The sequence below is a fragment of the Vallitalea pronyensis genome (genome assembly GCF_018141445.1).
Lineage (GTDB): Bacteria > Bacillota > Clostridia > Lachnospirales > Vallitaleaceae > Vallitalea > Vallitalea pronyensis.
In genome coordinates, this window is record NZ_CP058649.1 from 5,211,899 (window position 1) to 5,227,253 (window position 15,355).

13 protein-coding genes are annotated in these 15,355 nt (G+C 36.0%); 2 read left to right on the forward strand and 11 right to left on the reverse strand.

Annotated features, from left to right (window positions below; genetic code table 11):
• Window positions 1-11: 11 nt before the first annotated feature.
• The 10 genes from HZI73_RS21675 to addB all read right to left on the reverse strand — a co-directional run bounded on the left by HZI73_RS21675 (window position 12) and on the right by addB (window position 12,120).
• The gene (locus tag HZI73_RS21675) at window positions 12-1,442 is read right to left on the reverse strand and encodes a V-type ATP synthase subunit B (protein WP_212695439.1); all 1,431 of its coding nucleotides are present in this window, start codon (window positions 1,440-1,442) and stop codon (window positions 12-14) included.
• The gene (locus HZI73_RS21680) at window positions 1,439-3,226 is read right to left on the reverse strand and encodes a V-type ATP synthase subunit A (protein ID WP_212695440.1); all 1,788 of its coding nucleotides are present in this window, start codon (window positions 3,224-3,226) and stop codon (window positions 1,439-1,441) included. Before HZI73_RS21680 ends, HZI73_RS21675 begins: the two co-directional genes overlap by 4 nt.
• A gap of 14 nt (window positions 3,227-3,240) precedes the next feature.
• Window positions 3,241-3,840 (reverse strand): V-type ATP synthase subunit E, encoded by a 600-nt coding sequence (locus HZI73_RS21685; protein ID WP_212695441.1) that lies wholly within the window; start codon window positions 3,838-3,840, stop codon window positions 3,241-3,243.
• A 19-nt stretch (window positions 3,841-3,859) separates the two neighbouring features.
• Window positions 3,860-4,168 (reverse strand): V-type ATP synthase subunit F, encoded by a 309-nt coding sequence (locus tag HZI73_RS21690; protein WP_212695442.1) that lies wholly within the window; start codon window positions 4,166-4,168, stop codon window positions 3,860-3,862.
• Between the two features lie 18 nt (window positions 4,169-4,186).
• Window positions 4,187-4,612 carry an ATP synthase subunit C gene (locus HZI73_RS21695; protein ID WP_212695443.1) on the reverse strand — a complete coding sequence of 142 codons (426 nt, stop codon included), beginning with the start codon at window positions 4,610-4,612 and terminating at the stop codon, window positions 4,187-4,189.
• A 195-nt stretch (window positions 4,613-4,807) separates the two neighbouring features.
• The gene (locus tag HZI73_RS21700; RefSeq protein WP_212695444.1) at window positions 4,808-6,736 is read right to left on the reverse strand and encodes a V-type ATP synthase subunit I; all 1,929 of its coding nucleotides are present in this window, start codon (window positions 6,734-6,736) and stop codon (window positions 4,808-4,810) included.
• Window positions 6,737-6,750: 14 nt separating this feature from the next.
• Window positions 6,751-7,791, reverse strand: coding sequence for a V-type ATPase subunit (locus HZI73_RS21705; RefSeq protein ID WP_212695445.1), 1,041 nt, complete (start codon window positions 7,789-7,791; stop codon window positions 6,751-6,753).
• A 4-nt stretch (window positions 7,792-7,795) separates the two neighbouring features.
• A complete protein-coding gene (locus tag HZI73_RS21710; protein WP_212695446.1) occupies window positions 7,796-8,107 on the reverse strand; it encodes a hypothetical protein in 312 nt (103 codons plus the stop codon).
• Between the two features lie 227 nt (window positions 8,108-8,334).
• Window positions 8,335-8,637: an AbrB/MazE/SpoVT family DNA-binding domain-containing protein gene (locus tag HZI73_RS21715; RefSeq protein ID WP_212695447.1), complete on the reverse strand. Its 303-nt coding sequence runs from the start codon at window positions 8,635-8,637 to the stop codon at window positions 8,335-8,337.
• A gap of 72 nt (window positions 8,638-8,709) precedes the next feature.
• Window positions 8,710-12,120, reverse strand: a complete 3,411-nt coding sequence (gene addB, locus HZI73_RS21720; protein WP_212695448.1) for a helicase-exonuclease AddAB subunit AddB — start codon at window positions 12,118-12,120, stop codon at window positions 8,710-8,712.
• Window positions 12,121-12,312: 192 nt separating this feature from the next.
• On the opposite strand from addB, the gene HZI73_RS21725 reads away from it, so the two are divergent.
• Both HZI73_RS21725 and HZI73_RS21730 read left to right on the forward strand, forming a co-directional pair.
• Complete coding sequence (locus HZI73_RS21725; protein ID WP_212695449.1) at window positions 12,313-13,014, forward strand: lysophospholipid acyltransferase family protein; 702 nt, start codon at window positions 12,313-12,315, stop codon at window positions 13,012-13,014.
• Window positions 13,015-13,440: 426 nt separating this feature from the next.
• Window positions 13,441-14,373 (forward strand): alpha/beta fold hydrolase, encoded by a 933-nt coding sequence (locus HZI73_RS21730; protein ID WP_212695450.1) that lies wholly within the window; start codon window positions 13,441-13,443, stop codon window positions 14,371-14,373.
• A 195-nt stretch (window positions 14,374-14,568) separates the two neighbouring features.
• On the opposite strand, the gene HZI73_RS21735 is transcribed toward HZI73_RS21730, so the two are convergent.
• The gene (locus tag HZI73_RS21735) at window positions 14,569-15,270 is read right to left on the reverse strand and encodes a hypothetical protein (RefSeq protein ID WP_212695451.1); all 702 of its coding nucleotides are present in this window, start codon (window positions 15,268-15,270) and stop codon (window positions 14,569-14,571) included.
• Window positions 15,271-15,355: the final 85 nt, after the last annotated feature.

Consider the following 15,355-nt stretch of genomic DNA (forward strand, 5'->3'; position numbering starts at 1 on the left):
ACTTTCCTTTATTAATCCTTATCTTGATCCTTTTCATTTAGATGATGCTCTTGCCCTTCATCTTCATGGTAAGGTCTATAATATTTATCCAGCACTGCTTCATCCACACGATCCAGCTCTTCTCTAGGAAGAATGCCTAATAGCCGCCAGCCAAGGTCCAATGTAGCATCCATATAGCGATTCTCATCTTTGGCTTGTGCTACAAATAAGTCTTCAAAGATTTTTCCAAATTCCATGTATTTCTTATCAACATCGGATAACTCATCTTCACCGATAACCGATGCCAATGCTTTTACTTCTTGAACATGGGCATAGGATGCAAATAACTGATTGGCAATCTGAGGATGATCTTCTCGGGTAAATCCTTCACCGATACCATCTTTCATTAATCGTGAGAGGGAAGGTAATACAATAATTGGCGGATAAATGCCTTTTTGATGTAAATCCCTACTCAGTACGATTTGACCTTCTGTAATGTAACCTGTTAAGTCTGGTATTGGATGAGTTATATCGTCATTAGGCATGGTTAAAATAGGTATTTGGGTAATGGACCCTTTTCGATCATTCAGCATACCTGCACGTTCATATAATGAAGCAAGATCACTATACATATAACCGGGGAAACCTTTTCTTGAAGGTATCTCTCCCTTGGAGGATGATATTTCTCTAAGGGCCTCGCAATAGGATGTCATATCCGTCAAGATCACCAGCACATGCATGTTGTGTTCAAAGGCTAGATACTCAGCGGTCGTGAGTGCACACCTGGGTGTTACCACCCTTTCAACAACAGGGTCGTTAGCAAGATTAAGAAACATAACGACTTTCTGTAATACACCGCTTTCTTCAAAACTTCTTTTAAAATATTCAGCCACATCATTTTTAACGCCCATGGCTGCAAATACCACTGCAAAATTATCCGTTTCATCGTCACCTGTAAGTTTGGCCTGCTTCACAATCTGAACAGCTAAAGCATCATGTGGAATACCATTTCCAGAAAAAACAGGTAACTTCTGTCCACGTATTAAGGTTGTAAGTCCATCAATGGCTGAAATGCCTGTTTGAATATAATCCCTTGGGTATTCTCTGGCAATGGGATTAATGGGGTTACCATTAATATCACGACTGGCATCCGGGAATATATCCCCTAAACCATCAATGGGACGTCCAAGGCCATCTAGCGTTCTTCCAAGAATCTCCTTGGATAGCGGTATTTCAAGGGCTTTTCCTAAGAATCGTGAGCGGGTATTGGCACTGGATATACCTGTTGTACCCTCAAAGACCTGTACCACAGCTATGTCATCTTTTATGTCAATGACACGACCTGCTCTAAGCTGGCCATCATTTAGTTTTATGTCAACCATTTCTTCATAGGCTACATCTTTTACCCCTTGTAGAACAACAAGGGATCCTGTCACTTCTTTTAATCCCAAATATTCTATCATAGCTTCTTCCTTTCGAAATGCTTATAGCTTTCCCTCACGTCATCTACTACTTGATCAATTTTCTTATACAAGGTATCAAATGCTTTTAAATCCTCATTTTTAATATTGTATTTCATTTTAATCAGTTCATCGTAGATACCCGTTTGCCTTATCTGAGACATGGGAATGCCCTTATCAATCAATTCTTTTGAATGTTTATGAAGGTATAGGATAACGCCCATCATTTTGTATTGTTTTTTCAGAGGTACATAAGTGTCAATAGCATTAAAAGCATTCTGCTGTAAGAAACCTAAACGAATGACTTTTGCAATATCCAGTGTTAATTTCTGATCTTCTGGCAGGATATCCGCACCAATGAGCTTAACAATTTCCATGAGTTTACTTTCTTCTTGCAGTAAACGCAAAATATCTCTTCGTACATAGAAAAAATCCTGGGCTACTTTGGCTTCATACCATGTTTCAAGGTCATCAATGTATTCACTATAACTGTTTAACCAATGAATGGCTGGGTAATGTCTTGAATAAGCTAACTGCCTATCCAGTGCCCAGAAGCATCTTACAAAACGCTTTGTATTCTGGGTAACAGGTTCAGAAAAGTCACCACCTTGTGGGGATACTGCTCCAATAATACTGACGGAGCCCTCTGTATCATTCAGGTTATCCACGTAGCCTGCACGCTCGTAGAACTGGGATAATCTTGATGGTAAATATGCAGGGAATCCTTCTTCGGCAGGCATCTCTTCAAGTCGACCAGATATTTCACGAAGGGCTTCTGCCCATCTTGATGTGGAGTCTGCCATAATGGCAACATGATAGCCCATATCACGGTAATACTCTGCTAAGGTAATACCTGTGTAAATCGATGCCTCTCTGGCAGCAACAGGCATATTGGATGTATTTGCAATCAAAATCGTACGTTCCATAAGAGGTTTACCTGATTTGGGATCAATCAGTTTTGGAAAGTCTTCCAAAACCTCTGTTATCTCATTTCCACGCTCACCACAGCCAATGTACACAATAATATCCGCATCGCTCCATTTTGCTAACTGATGCTGGGTCATAGTTTTACCAGTACCAAATCCCCCTGGGATAGAAGCTGTTCCACCTTTTGCAATAGGAAAAAGCGTATCGATAACTCTTTGTCCTGTTATAAGAGGGGTATCCAATCTTCTTCTTACTTTGAAAGGTCTAGCCATTCTAACGGGCCATCGTTGAATGAGGTCCATTTCTATTAAATCATCTTGTTCTGTTCTTACCTTTACAATAATATCATGTACTTTGTACTTTCCGTGCTCTACAGCGTATTCTACTGTCCCTGATATATCTGGGTGAACCATAACTTTATGCACAATTAAATCTGTTTCTTTAATTTCGGCAATAACATCCCCGCCTGTTACCCTATCACCAGGCTTAACAATGACCTCAACAACCCATTCTTTCTCCGTATTAAGGGACTCTATATCTAAACCTTTACCAATAAAAGGTCCTGACAATTCTTCCATTTTCTTAAGTGGTCGTTGGATACCATCAAAAACCCCACCAATGATACCAGGGCCTAACTGTAGGGATAAGGGTTCACCTGTGGCCTGTACAGGCTCGCCAACTTTAATACCTGTTGTGGATTCATAGACCTGTACGATGACATCTTCGTTTTCAATATGAATAACTTCACCAATTAATCTTTCCTTACCAATATAGACCATTTCCAGTATTTTGAACTGACTGCTACCCCGAACAGTAACAACAGGTCCGTTCACGCCTACTACTCTATCGTCCTTATTCAAATATGTCACCTTCTTTACTCAATCTCTAGTTTGCAGTGATGCAAAAATGATTCCTTCTGCCCATATAGCTTCGTATAGAATGAATTATCCAAAAAGATATTCTTGGATTGATTAAAAAGCTTGTAACCACCAATCATCTTTTCGTGTTTATCTTCAACAACGATGTCGTGATTGAATGTCTTTTCAAGAGCATGTACATGCACTTTGTCTGTATAAGCGATATAAATCTTAAGATTTCCATCACCTATCTCTTGAATTCCTTTTTCAATCAACTGACACAGTTCGCTGTAATATGATTCATTTTTTGTATGGGCTATAAGGTCTTTTTCAGCATCTGCAAATATCTCTTTAATCATATCGTTTCTAGCTTTTAAAATTTCTCTTTTACTGGTCATTATGGCTCTTGATAAAATTTCATTTTTTTCTTGATGAATACTTTTCAAGCCATTTTGAATAATTTCATAGGCTTCTGATAAGTATTTCAATTCTTTTTCCTCATATATCGCTTCAAGCTCTTTTTCTGTTTGCTCCATGACCTTATTTCTCTGCTTGTTTACATCATTCATGATATCATGAGCAAATTTATCGATTTTCTCATCAACAATTCTCATCATTAACCTTCTTCCGCATGCGTTATATTCTTAATCCAATAGCCTCTCTTACGTATTTTGTAATGGAATCCGGTGTTCTTCCCGTTCCATGCCTGTCTGGAATCTCAACCACTAGAGGTGTATGATAGTTTAACTTAATGTTCTTAATGTCGTCTGCTATGAGCTTCCCTAACTTTTCTGTAATGAGGATAATACCTATATCCTTGTCTTTTAGAGCTGTATCAAGTGCAGCACGTACTTCTTCTCTCTCGTGAACAACAACGCCTTTCACACCTGCAAGGCGCATACCTGTTTTGGTATCTACATTATCACTGATTAGAAACATTTTCATGCAATCATGCCCCTTCTATTATCCTAGAATTAAGATTGAAATAATAAGTCCATAGATGGCAATACCTTCTGCAAGACCAACAAAGATTACCGTCTTACCGAGTAATTTTGAGTCTTCACTAATAGCTCCAATAGCTGCTGAGCCTGATACAGCAACGGCAATTCCTGAACCAATGGCTGCAAGTCCAGTTGACAGGGCTGCTGCAATATACCTAAGACCTTCTCCACTAGCTGCTACAGCTTCTGCTGGCGCTGCTGCTAGAGCTGTTGTTCCACCTGTTAATAAGATGACGGTTGATACAATTAATACACCAAAAAAACTTAATATATTGACGCCAAGTATGGTTCTAACGCTACTGCCTGATATGCCTTTCTTAATGGCATAAACGCCAGTTCCTATTGTTACTCCCACTAATAGTAATACTAAAATCATAACGATATCCATGCTTCGTTTCCTCCTTGTTTACTCGTCATTCTCTGACGCGCTGTTCTTTTATTTATATTAATCATGCGTTAAGCTTACGCTTCCTAACAAATGTCATATTAATCTTGTGTAACGTAAAACGCCAATACGTTCATCAACCATTACGTGATGATTGTTTCATTCATTCCTCCATCCACCCACGTTATGTAATCGTTTTTACGTTACTTGTTTATCTTGTATCTTAAATGGTTTAAAGGTTTTTCCATCACCACTAAAGAATCGACTAAATAATTCATAGTATTCCAGTCTTAATCCCTGAATAGCAACAATCAAACCCTCTAAACAGATAATCAAGATGTTACCTAAAATCATAACGATGATGCTGCCTGCTCCACCAACCATCTTAGCCATCATATGAAAAGCTAAGAAAAAACCAACATGGTTAAGCGCAAATGCACCAACCCGGATAAAGGATATGGTATTACTGAGAAAAGCTAATAACGTCTCGATGAGCTCAAAAAATGCTTCAATAAAGAATCCGCCTCTATCTTCAGGTAATACCTGTTTTCTTTTTTCAATCAGATGACCTAATGGGTGTGCTAAAAAAATCAAAAGTAATGGTAGAATGATTAATACGATAATCTGCCATGAAGCGATTTCAAAATCACTTCTTAATACCTTTGAAAGCACAAGGTAGATCACTGAAAGATAAAAAACCAGCCCTGCAAGACCATTACGGTCAAATACCAGTTTACCAATTTTTTTCCTACGACCTGCATTCCATATACCTAATAGTATGGCTAGAATAATCAATAGGGTACCAAAGCCTACAGCTATGATTAAACTGGTCTGTTTATTATGCATAGGACTGAACATGGGTATGAAGGACAAATACTCTCTAAGGATTTCTTCATTACCAAAGACAGAGCCATAAAATATACCAAAAATAGCGGATACAAAACCTGCATATACGGCAATCTTCCCTATACTGTTACCGGACTTTTTATAGAATAAATACCCAAGGGAAGCAATCACCAATCCTTGTCCAAGATCCCCAAACATCATACCAAACATCAGTAAATAGGTGATGGCAACAAAAGGTGTAGGATCAATTTCATTGTAGGATGGTGTACCATACATATGCACTAAGGCTTCAAAGGGTTGGAATATGGGATTATTCTTAAGCTTTGTCGGTGGTTTTGTTTTCTTAATGGCATCATCCTCTTCGACAATGCATGTAATATCCTTATCCTCTTTAATGGTCTTAAGGAACGATTTTAACTGACTTTTTGGAATCCATCCTGTCAGGTAAAAAGCATCTTTGGAATGAACCACATGCCGTCTGACTTCAAAGACCTGGTCTAATTGATTAATGGTGTTGTATATGTCCACAATTTTATAGTAATTTTCATTGTAGAACTCTTCAATCTGACCTTCTATCATCTCTTTTTCACATTCTAATTCTACAATGGCTTCATCAATATGCTTTAACGCTTCACTTGGATGTCCTTTTACTTCATCAGAGATACGAATCCTCTCAAAATACAGGGATGCAAATAAGCTATCAATGCTCTTTTGTACAAGACCTGGCATGAAGTAGAGTAAAAACACATGATCATCTTCTTCAAAGACTTTAAAAACCACTACATCTAAGTCTTCCACATAGTGTACCAGTCTTTCATAACCCTCTTTTGGCATTTTTCCAAAACGGAATTTCATAAACTCAAAACTAAAAAGTCTATCAATCTCAATATCCACATTCTGTATGGGTATAATCTGTTTCTTTATTCTTTGTTTCAGCTTAATTCTTTCATCTAAAATTTCATATTTTTTCTTAAGCTCTGTCACCTCATTGCTTAGATCTTCAATGATGGGTAGAGCATCTAATGCACAATTGATTTGCTGATCGTTAAGGTTCACCGGGGTTAACTTTATATTCAGATCTGTTGATAATTGAGTCAATTTTTTTCTAATATTTTCATATGGATTCGTTGTGGAAAATGGCGATAAGCCTTTCACAGAATCCAGTATAGTAATGGCATTTACCAGCTCTACGTCATAAGGCAAAACATTTTTTATGACAAAGTAATCCAGTGCTTTGATGGGGCCAGCTACATTGATGAAAAACATTTTTTCTATTGACATGTCATGCCTCCTCCCTATTTTCCATATCCTATTAAGAATTTCTTGATTTTACTCTGTTCAACGGCATACCGAATACCCTCAATGATTGTGGTAATATTCATGATTTCTACCTCTTTTGCAAACATAAAGCCCATAATAGGTGCTATAGAGAAGGGATACATACCTATATTTTTATCATGGGTATCAAGGATATATTCATAAAACTCTTTTTCCCAATAATGCTCATCGGATGATAAGATATCATTATAGGATGTCTTTTTTAGAATCTGAAGAATGTCATCCACGTCATTTGCATTAATCAGCTTTTTCAAATCTTCTTTTGACAATTTATAGCGAAAGGGTATATGATACCGATACAAAATTTCTTTGGAGATATGATAATAATGCTTGCCACGATAGACCCACATAATGTTTTTAAGGTCTGCTTCTAAGCCCACAATGTGGGTAGCTATTTTTTTATCTGTGCCACTAACCAATTCCAGCTGAGTTAATAACTTTTTATAATAGTACATATCCAGTGTCATTTCTGCGGCAAACAGGTCAATTCTTTGCTTATCAATAACTAAAGGCTTCAAAATGGGATAGAAGTTGGTACCTTCCAATCCGTTAACAAAAGATTCTATATTTTTTGCTTGCAATAATTTATCAAAATTTATGACACTATATTTATTGATAAAGAATAAGGATTTGTCTATCTGTTCTAAGTTACCACCCATCTGTAGGGTTCTTAACATTTTTTTTAAATCTTCTATTTCCTGCCTTCGATAAATATATCGAAAAACAGATTTATCAGTTCCTTTTAAATAACGACTAATTTTTAAAGCTTCTTTTATCTTGGATTGAGCCAACAAATTTTCCACTTGTCCTCTATGAATATTGCCATCGTGCAGTCCTTGCAACGCATCATTATAATACGTATAGTTTTTTAGATACAAAGCCACTTCACCAACACTACGGCGTAAGAGGAGTTGCTCATAGTCATCTTTTTTTAGCATCTTACCTTTCATGGCTCGTACCTTCGTTGAAAGATGGCTATATTTGAACGTTGATAGCATGGACTCACCTCTCTAATACTGTATTAACCAGTTCGTCTTTCCATTGCTTTCTGTGTGCATGAACTAACGCTTTCATCTGTTCAAGCTGTTCACGTGTTTCAGCTTGATGCGATTCCGCTTTTGCTCTTGCCTCATTCAATTCTCTTTCTCTTAATTGTTTCACCTTACGATTAGCATCATGCAGGATTTTTTCTTTTAGTGCTTCTGCTCGCGATAACATATCCTGCTGTTTCTGCTGTTTTTCTTTGTCGGTTGCATCGAGTACTTCTCTGGCTTTATTCTCAATGGATATGATTTTATTAATAATAGCCTCCAACTTTTTGCACCTCTTTTCCTGCTCTTTGAATGCTTATAGAAGCATTTCTGTGTACAAAATTCACGTTCCATTTATACCTGCTTTATGGCCTCAACTTAAAGGCCTAATTTTTACCCTAATTTATATCATACCAAAAATCTGCATGAATCTCAACTTTTCTCTAACCAATTACCATAAATTTTACTTTAAAAAAAGAAACATGAGATACTCCTTAACCCTCTATATTACTAGTCATTGGTACTTTTATCTTCTGCGTTGATACTTTTTTTAATCTCTTTTGCATAGGCTTCTAATTCTTCATCTTTTTCATAGGGCATTACTTCTTGACCTCTCCCATCAAAGATTGCATCAGCAATGGTGTTTAAAATACTGGCCTTTTGTATGGCAATACCTCTTTTTAAATCCGCCATGATAACAAGGGTATCTTCCGATTCAATGTCAAACATACCCCTTATCTCTTTTGGTATCACTATTTGTCCTTTTTTTCCTACCTTGACGGTACTCATGTATTGATCTTGATTTTTACTCATAGTTCCTCCCACTCAAAAATATTATTTGTATGATTAGTATAACAAGTAATACTAATCATACATTGTTTTGCTTCATCTGTCAATCTTATTCCATACATCTTCCTTACTTAATTCCTTTAATACACGATAGGCATTATGCCCATTGTTTTCATCAAATTGACAGATTGAAGCATACCCACAGTATTTACATGCCTCTTCTTTATGGGTCTTATAGGGTTCTATACCAACATTACCATCCATGATCATACGACCTATTTCTTCTGTTTTCTGTCTTGTATAGGATTTAAGTTTTTCAAATTGATCTATAGAGGCTACAGAAGACCTTTTGGATAGTGTTCCTTTCTTGGTGACTTGCACGGGAATAATGTTCGAATAACCGTCAATATCCTGATCCATTTTTTCAATAATTTGCAGGTCATTTAAAACCAGTCCATTCATCTTAAGACTTTTTAAAATATGGGCTTCTAACATATCCATACTCAACTCACCATCTGCTTTAATAATCGGGTCATCAATGTGATAGTAGAACACCCCAGCGGGTATAACCTGTTTGGTGGTTTTTTGGTGTTCAAGTTCTGTTACGGCATTGAGATACACCAGTAACTGTAATTGTAACCCATAATATAATGCCGTTATATCAAATTTCTTGTTGCCAGATTTATAATCAATCACCTTCACATAAACGGTATCATCATCCTCATATTTATCCACTCGGTCAATGCGTCCTTTTAATTTCATGGTGCGCTCATCATCAAAATCAATTTTTAAGGTAGCAAGCTCTGCCTTGTCCGCACTAAAGGCAACTTCATAATCTGTGGGTTCAAATTCACCTTTACGTATATGATATTGCAGTGCCCAGATGGCACGTTTGGTAATACGTGTGAGTCGCCTTATGAGATATGTATTGCGACTGGTACTATAAAAAATACTGTTGGCATATTTCTCTGCCACTTCATAAACGGTTTCTTCTACCAATTGATCACGGATACCATCTTCCAGCTGTCCCCATTCTAACTGTCTGTTATGCACCTTCTTAGAGAATACATCGATAGAGCGGTGAAAGAGTATACCTATATCCGGCATGGATATTTCTCTGACACGCCTTTCCTCCACTTCCAAACCATAGTCTAGAAAATGAGCAAAGGGGCATTTTGCAAAAGCTTCAAGTCTTGAAACGCTATTAATTAAAATATCTGAATAGATGCTTCTCACCAATTCTTCTGGGAGGGGGTCTTCTGCATTCAGATGATAGAGACTTCTCACTGCTGCATGAACCGATGTCTGCCACTTTTCATGACGATAAAACCAACTATAGATATCTTTCCAGTAATCATTCAGACCATAGGTTTCATAGTCTCTTAGTTTTTCCAATAACTTTTTGAAGGTTGGTTTTTGAGGCATCATCAAGGCTTCTTCTTTTAGTGTTTCAATATCCACCATCTTAAGGTGACGGAATATTTTCCGAACACGACTAATCAGTATGGATGGCCGCATGGATTTACCTTCCATATCGGTTCTTGCAAAGCTTAGATACAGTTTTTCACTGGGCTTTGTTAGGCCCATATAAATGAGAAATTGCTCTTCAAAGGCTTTTTTTCTTCCTGTAGGTGCCAATTCAACACCGTTTTTTTGGAGTTCATCTTTATCTGTATCTGATAAAATATTGGCTTTTATAGATGTCTTGGGTATTTTACCTTCATTTAAACCTAAAATAAACAATGCTTTGACTTCATGCATTCTGGAACGTTCAAAGTCGCCAACAACGACTTGGTCAAGCCCTGGGGGAACCAATCCCATTTCACACTGGGACAAGCCAGACTCTAAAATGGTGGCATATTCTTGTAAAACCATGACTTCATCACCAAGTATGTCCACAATGTTATCAAGTAATGTCATAACAACTTTATAGATGCTTTGGTATTCCTTTTCTAACAGTAATTCTTTCTGTTCTTTAAACGTACGGCTTAGCTCAAGCATCTGTTGTTCAATGTGTAACCCTGTCAGTAAATGGTATAAAGCCTCGGTTATGGTTCTAACATCTGATTTTCCTTTGACTGCGTCATGAAAAACAGCTAAAGGCTTCATTATTTTTTCTCTTGCATCATTTATTCTTTGTAATTGCATGGTGGCGTATTCATCATTATCACCATCCATTTTAAAAGGATATTCAAAAGGATTCTCCCATTTTTTACGTCCTTTGATACCGTATGCTAACACATAGTTCTCTAAGATATCCAGATCATTTAGAGGGATGTTTACCAACTGAGTTTTTGCATAGCGAAAGATGGTTTCATAGGTATAACCCCTATAGATGATTTCCAAGGCAGAGCGTATGAGTTCAACCATGGGATGGGTCATGATATCTTTCTTCTTATCAATAAAAAATGGAATATCATAGGTCATAAAACTCTTTCCTATAACTTTCTCATAACCTTCAAGGTCCCCAGTTACCACACCAATATCACGAAAGCGATAGCCTTCATCACGAACCAATGCCGTGATGCAACTGGATATATGAGCCACTTCCTTTCTGATATGGGGAGCAGAGTAGAGATAGATGCCTTCAACATCCTGTGTATAGATCTTATAAGGGTACCGAAATATGTTTTTTTCTAAATGAGCAAGGGACATATGATTAAACCGATGGGGTATCCCTTTGTTTAAGAAAATATTGTCTTTGACCTTAACTTTTTCTTGCTCAGCTATCTTCATTAATTTATTATATGTTTTCTTACTTTCGTAAAAGAGTTCTGATTCATCACTAAGGTCATCCATATTCTGTATTTGATCCACAGTCAAGGTCATATACGTATCCTTGACCTTTTTAAGCATTTCATGCAATACTTTATATTGTATGGGTGTAAAACCATAAAATCCATCAATCCAAAGGGTTGCATTGGCTAATAGCTTGGACTCGCCAACCGATGCACTAAGGATATCTAAGGATTCCTCTGTGGTCATGTATTTTTCCTTGATATAAGCCTTAAATCCTTCGTATACCACCTGTAAATCACTTAACTTACTATGTAATAGGGGTCGTTCTTCCACTACCTCTAGAGACTTATTAAGGGTCTCTGGCGAGATATCGTATTGATACAATTCCGTAATTAAAGATTTTAATTCTTTTACGAACCCTGCTTTTTCACAGTTCTTATCAAAATAGGTTAATTGCTCTTTATGGTTTTCAATGACTTTACGTATAACCATTCCGATGCCTGTCTTCCCAAGCAAAACACCATGTCCACCACCTAGTTCATCCATAATACGATAAGCTAACCGCTGAAAGCTAAGGACTTCAATATGCATAATCCCAGATGCTGGATGAAGTTGTACGATATCTTTCTGTGTCTCAAGGGTGAACTGCTCCGGCACAATCATGATCAATGTCTTGCTTGTATCTTGCTTAGATGCCTCAATAATTTGATCATAACAGAACTTTGTTTTACCTGAACCAGAACATCCAAATATAAATTGTAACGACATGGTCTTTCCTCCTGTTTTTACTTGCTTCCATAATATTATTTTATCAAATTTTGGATCATATGTTAAGGGTGAAAAACCATATAGAGTCAGAATCGCCAAGGTTTACAATTCATCGTAGAAGGAATTAGTGTTAGACATTTTATTTGTTTCCCTATATAATTCCTTATATAGAAATTCAGGAGGAACAGGTATATGATATCCACAACAACAGCAAAAATCATCCATATTTTACCTAAGAGACTTGTCACATGCATCTCTAAAAAAGTGATTGATAACTATCTAAAAAAATATGCCACTATACACGTAGCAGGAAGTGAAAACCTCGAGCATATAAAAACACCAACGATCTTTATCTGTAACCACTTGAGTAATGCTGATGGATTAGTTCTAGACAAGACTTTAAAAGCAATAGACCCGACATTTGTAACCGGTGTAAAGTTGTCAAATAATGCCGTTACAAGCATAGGTGTCCATATGGTAAAGACCACAAACATCATACCCAATACTGCTGATAATAATGGCCTTAAAAAAATTATTAAACTTGTTAAACAGGGGGAAAGTTTACTAATTTTCCCAGAAGGAACTAGAAGTAGAGTGGGGCGTTTAATAGAAGCCAAGAAGGGGATTATCCTTATCGCAAGAATGACAGGAGCACCTATTATACCTATTGGCTTATATGGAACAGAAAACCTGCTGCCTATACATAAAGAAGGCAATATGAGCGCAGAAACCTTTTATCACGCAGATGTGCATATTAACATTGGAAAACAATTTGAATTTCCTAAACGAAGTAAAGAGCAAAGTAAAAAAGAATATGAAGATGATGCCACAACGTATATGATGAAGAAAATAGCGGAATTGTTACCTGAGCATTATCGAGGTGTCTATAAGTAACACAGAAGATTTAACCAATCAAGCATTACTATTTATTATCATATAACGATTTAACCAGTATAAACTATTGAATACATCTATTAATACTTCACTATACAAGTTCAATCAAAAACTCCATTTTCATCTTTTCTACTACGGTATCAAATACTTTTTCTTAATGTACTTCAACAAGGTAACTGCATTAGTTTACCACGAAGCTCATGTATCCATTCTACTTTTACAAACATTTTAATTTGCTCATTACTTAATATTAATTAACTGGATACTGTTACTTTTTTTGAGAAAAGACCAATAGGATACTACGTAATGGACAGAATAATAGGATTACACAATATCAAGGTAATATAAGAGCAAGCATCATCGTAACCAGTTCTAAAGCCATGCATAACATATATTATATAACTAAAGTAATTGTTGGAGGTATAGATGTATAATAATTGTGTATCACCACAATATTTTAATAGAGTTTGTCCTGAATTTCCTTTATTGCATCTTAAAAAGATTGAAACGATTCATGTAAATGGTGCAAATAACTTTAGAATATCTGTGAAAATTACAGGAAATCCAAAAGGAATACCTATCGTATTTATTCATGGTTTTAGTGAATCATGGCTTCTATGGAATTTCCAGCTTAATAGCCCTATGTTATTGAAAAAACATCGACTCATAGCTATTGATATGCGTGGTCAAGGTGAATCACAACCAAAATCGCTGGATCTTAATAACTATAAACAAGGTTCATTATATGCTCAAGATATTAATGCCGTATTTAAAGAATTAGATATCATGAATGCTATTGTTGTTGCCCATTCCTTAGGAGGTACCTGGTTTTCAGATTACCTTTTAGCGTTTGGTACAACACGCATTAGAGGAGTTCTGTTTGTGGCATCACCAATAGATGTCAACACACCTATGGCTAACGCTCTCTTTACTGAACAGCTTTTAGATGTGATTCCATTTGTAACAGACCCATGTCTACAAACAACAGCAATAGGCCTTGGCAGGTTCATTTCCTTATTGTTTAATTGCAGAATAACAAAAAATAATTTAGAGGAGCTCCTATCGTATATCTCCCTTGTCCCATCTCAAATTAGAGAGAATCTCCTTTTACACGAACCTCTAAGTGCAAAAGATGTGTTACCATATATAGACGTACCGGTCTTAGTTATGCATAGCTATAAAGACAGGGTAATAAACTTTCAAGCATCGGTAAGAGTTAATAAGCTAGCCCCCAAATCAAAGCTTATTCTTTTTAGGGAAATTGGTCATAGTATTTTTGCAGAAATGCCAAAGACGTTCAATAGGATTCTATGTCAATTTGCTATTAGACCTGATATTGATAAAAAACATCTGGTATAACTAAATATATAACAAGAGTCAGTTGAAGATTTATTTAAAAGCTAACTATGGATTAGGTTTCTATTTCCAAATCTAATATTTTGCATATTTAATTTGGTAGTATTATTTTAATAAATCAGATATTCCACGATTTAATATGATGTGAATTAAAATTACTCTAAGTAAATGTTATTACACTTTTAACTTGAACTAGCATTATTCTAATTGAAGTAATTTGTTAATATCAGTAAGTCGTTTCCTATCATACTCTAATTTACTATCAATGGGTGCATCTTTAATGCGTAGTACGCACCCCTTTTCTAGATTATCCAGATATATATCCATTTCATGAAGCTTATACATTGGTAATTTTTGCTTTAGCGTTTCATCAAAATAATTCATCCAATGAACTGAGGTTGGTAATCCATTATTCCAATGTTTATAGTCATACTTCTTAACGGTTTCGGTATTAGAAATACAACCCCAATATGGCTTAAAACTCATGCAACACGCTTTAAACATCTCCTCAACTTTAACATTAAATGCTTTAGTGAAATTGATACATTGTGGAAAACGAACGACCAAAGAATTAATAAAATCTTCATTTGATACACCGACCATCATACTAATGTAAGCCGATTCCTTTGTAATCTTTGAAGTAAAAAAACTAATACGTCTACCTAAATCTTCAAAAATAATACCATTTTCTTGATTAACACCCTTTTCCAGTAATCTAATGAGATGATCTCTGGTTCCATCAAATTCTTTAGCTAGTTTTTTACTTTTTGCTGGAATATATCGAGGTATAAATTGCTGATCAAATGCTGCTAAAATATTTAACAATCCGTAAGCCTTATCAATGGTATGTTTAAATTCTTCTTTTTGGGCATGAGCCCATAATATCATATTATAAAACATTTTACCTCCTTTTATTTTAGACAAATCTTTAACATAAAATTATATTACAAGTATTATAATACATTTGAGATAGACACAAGCACTC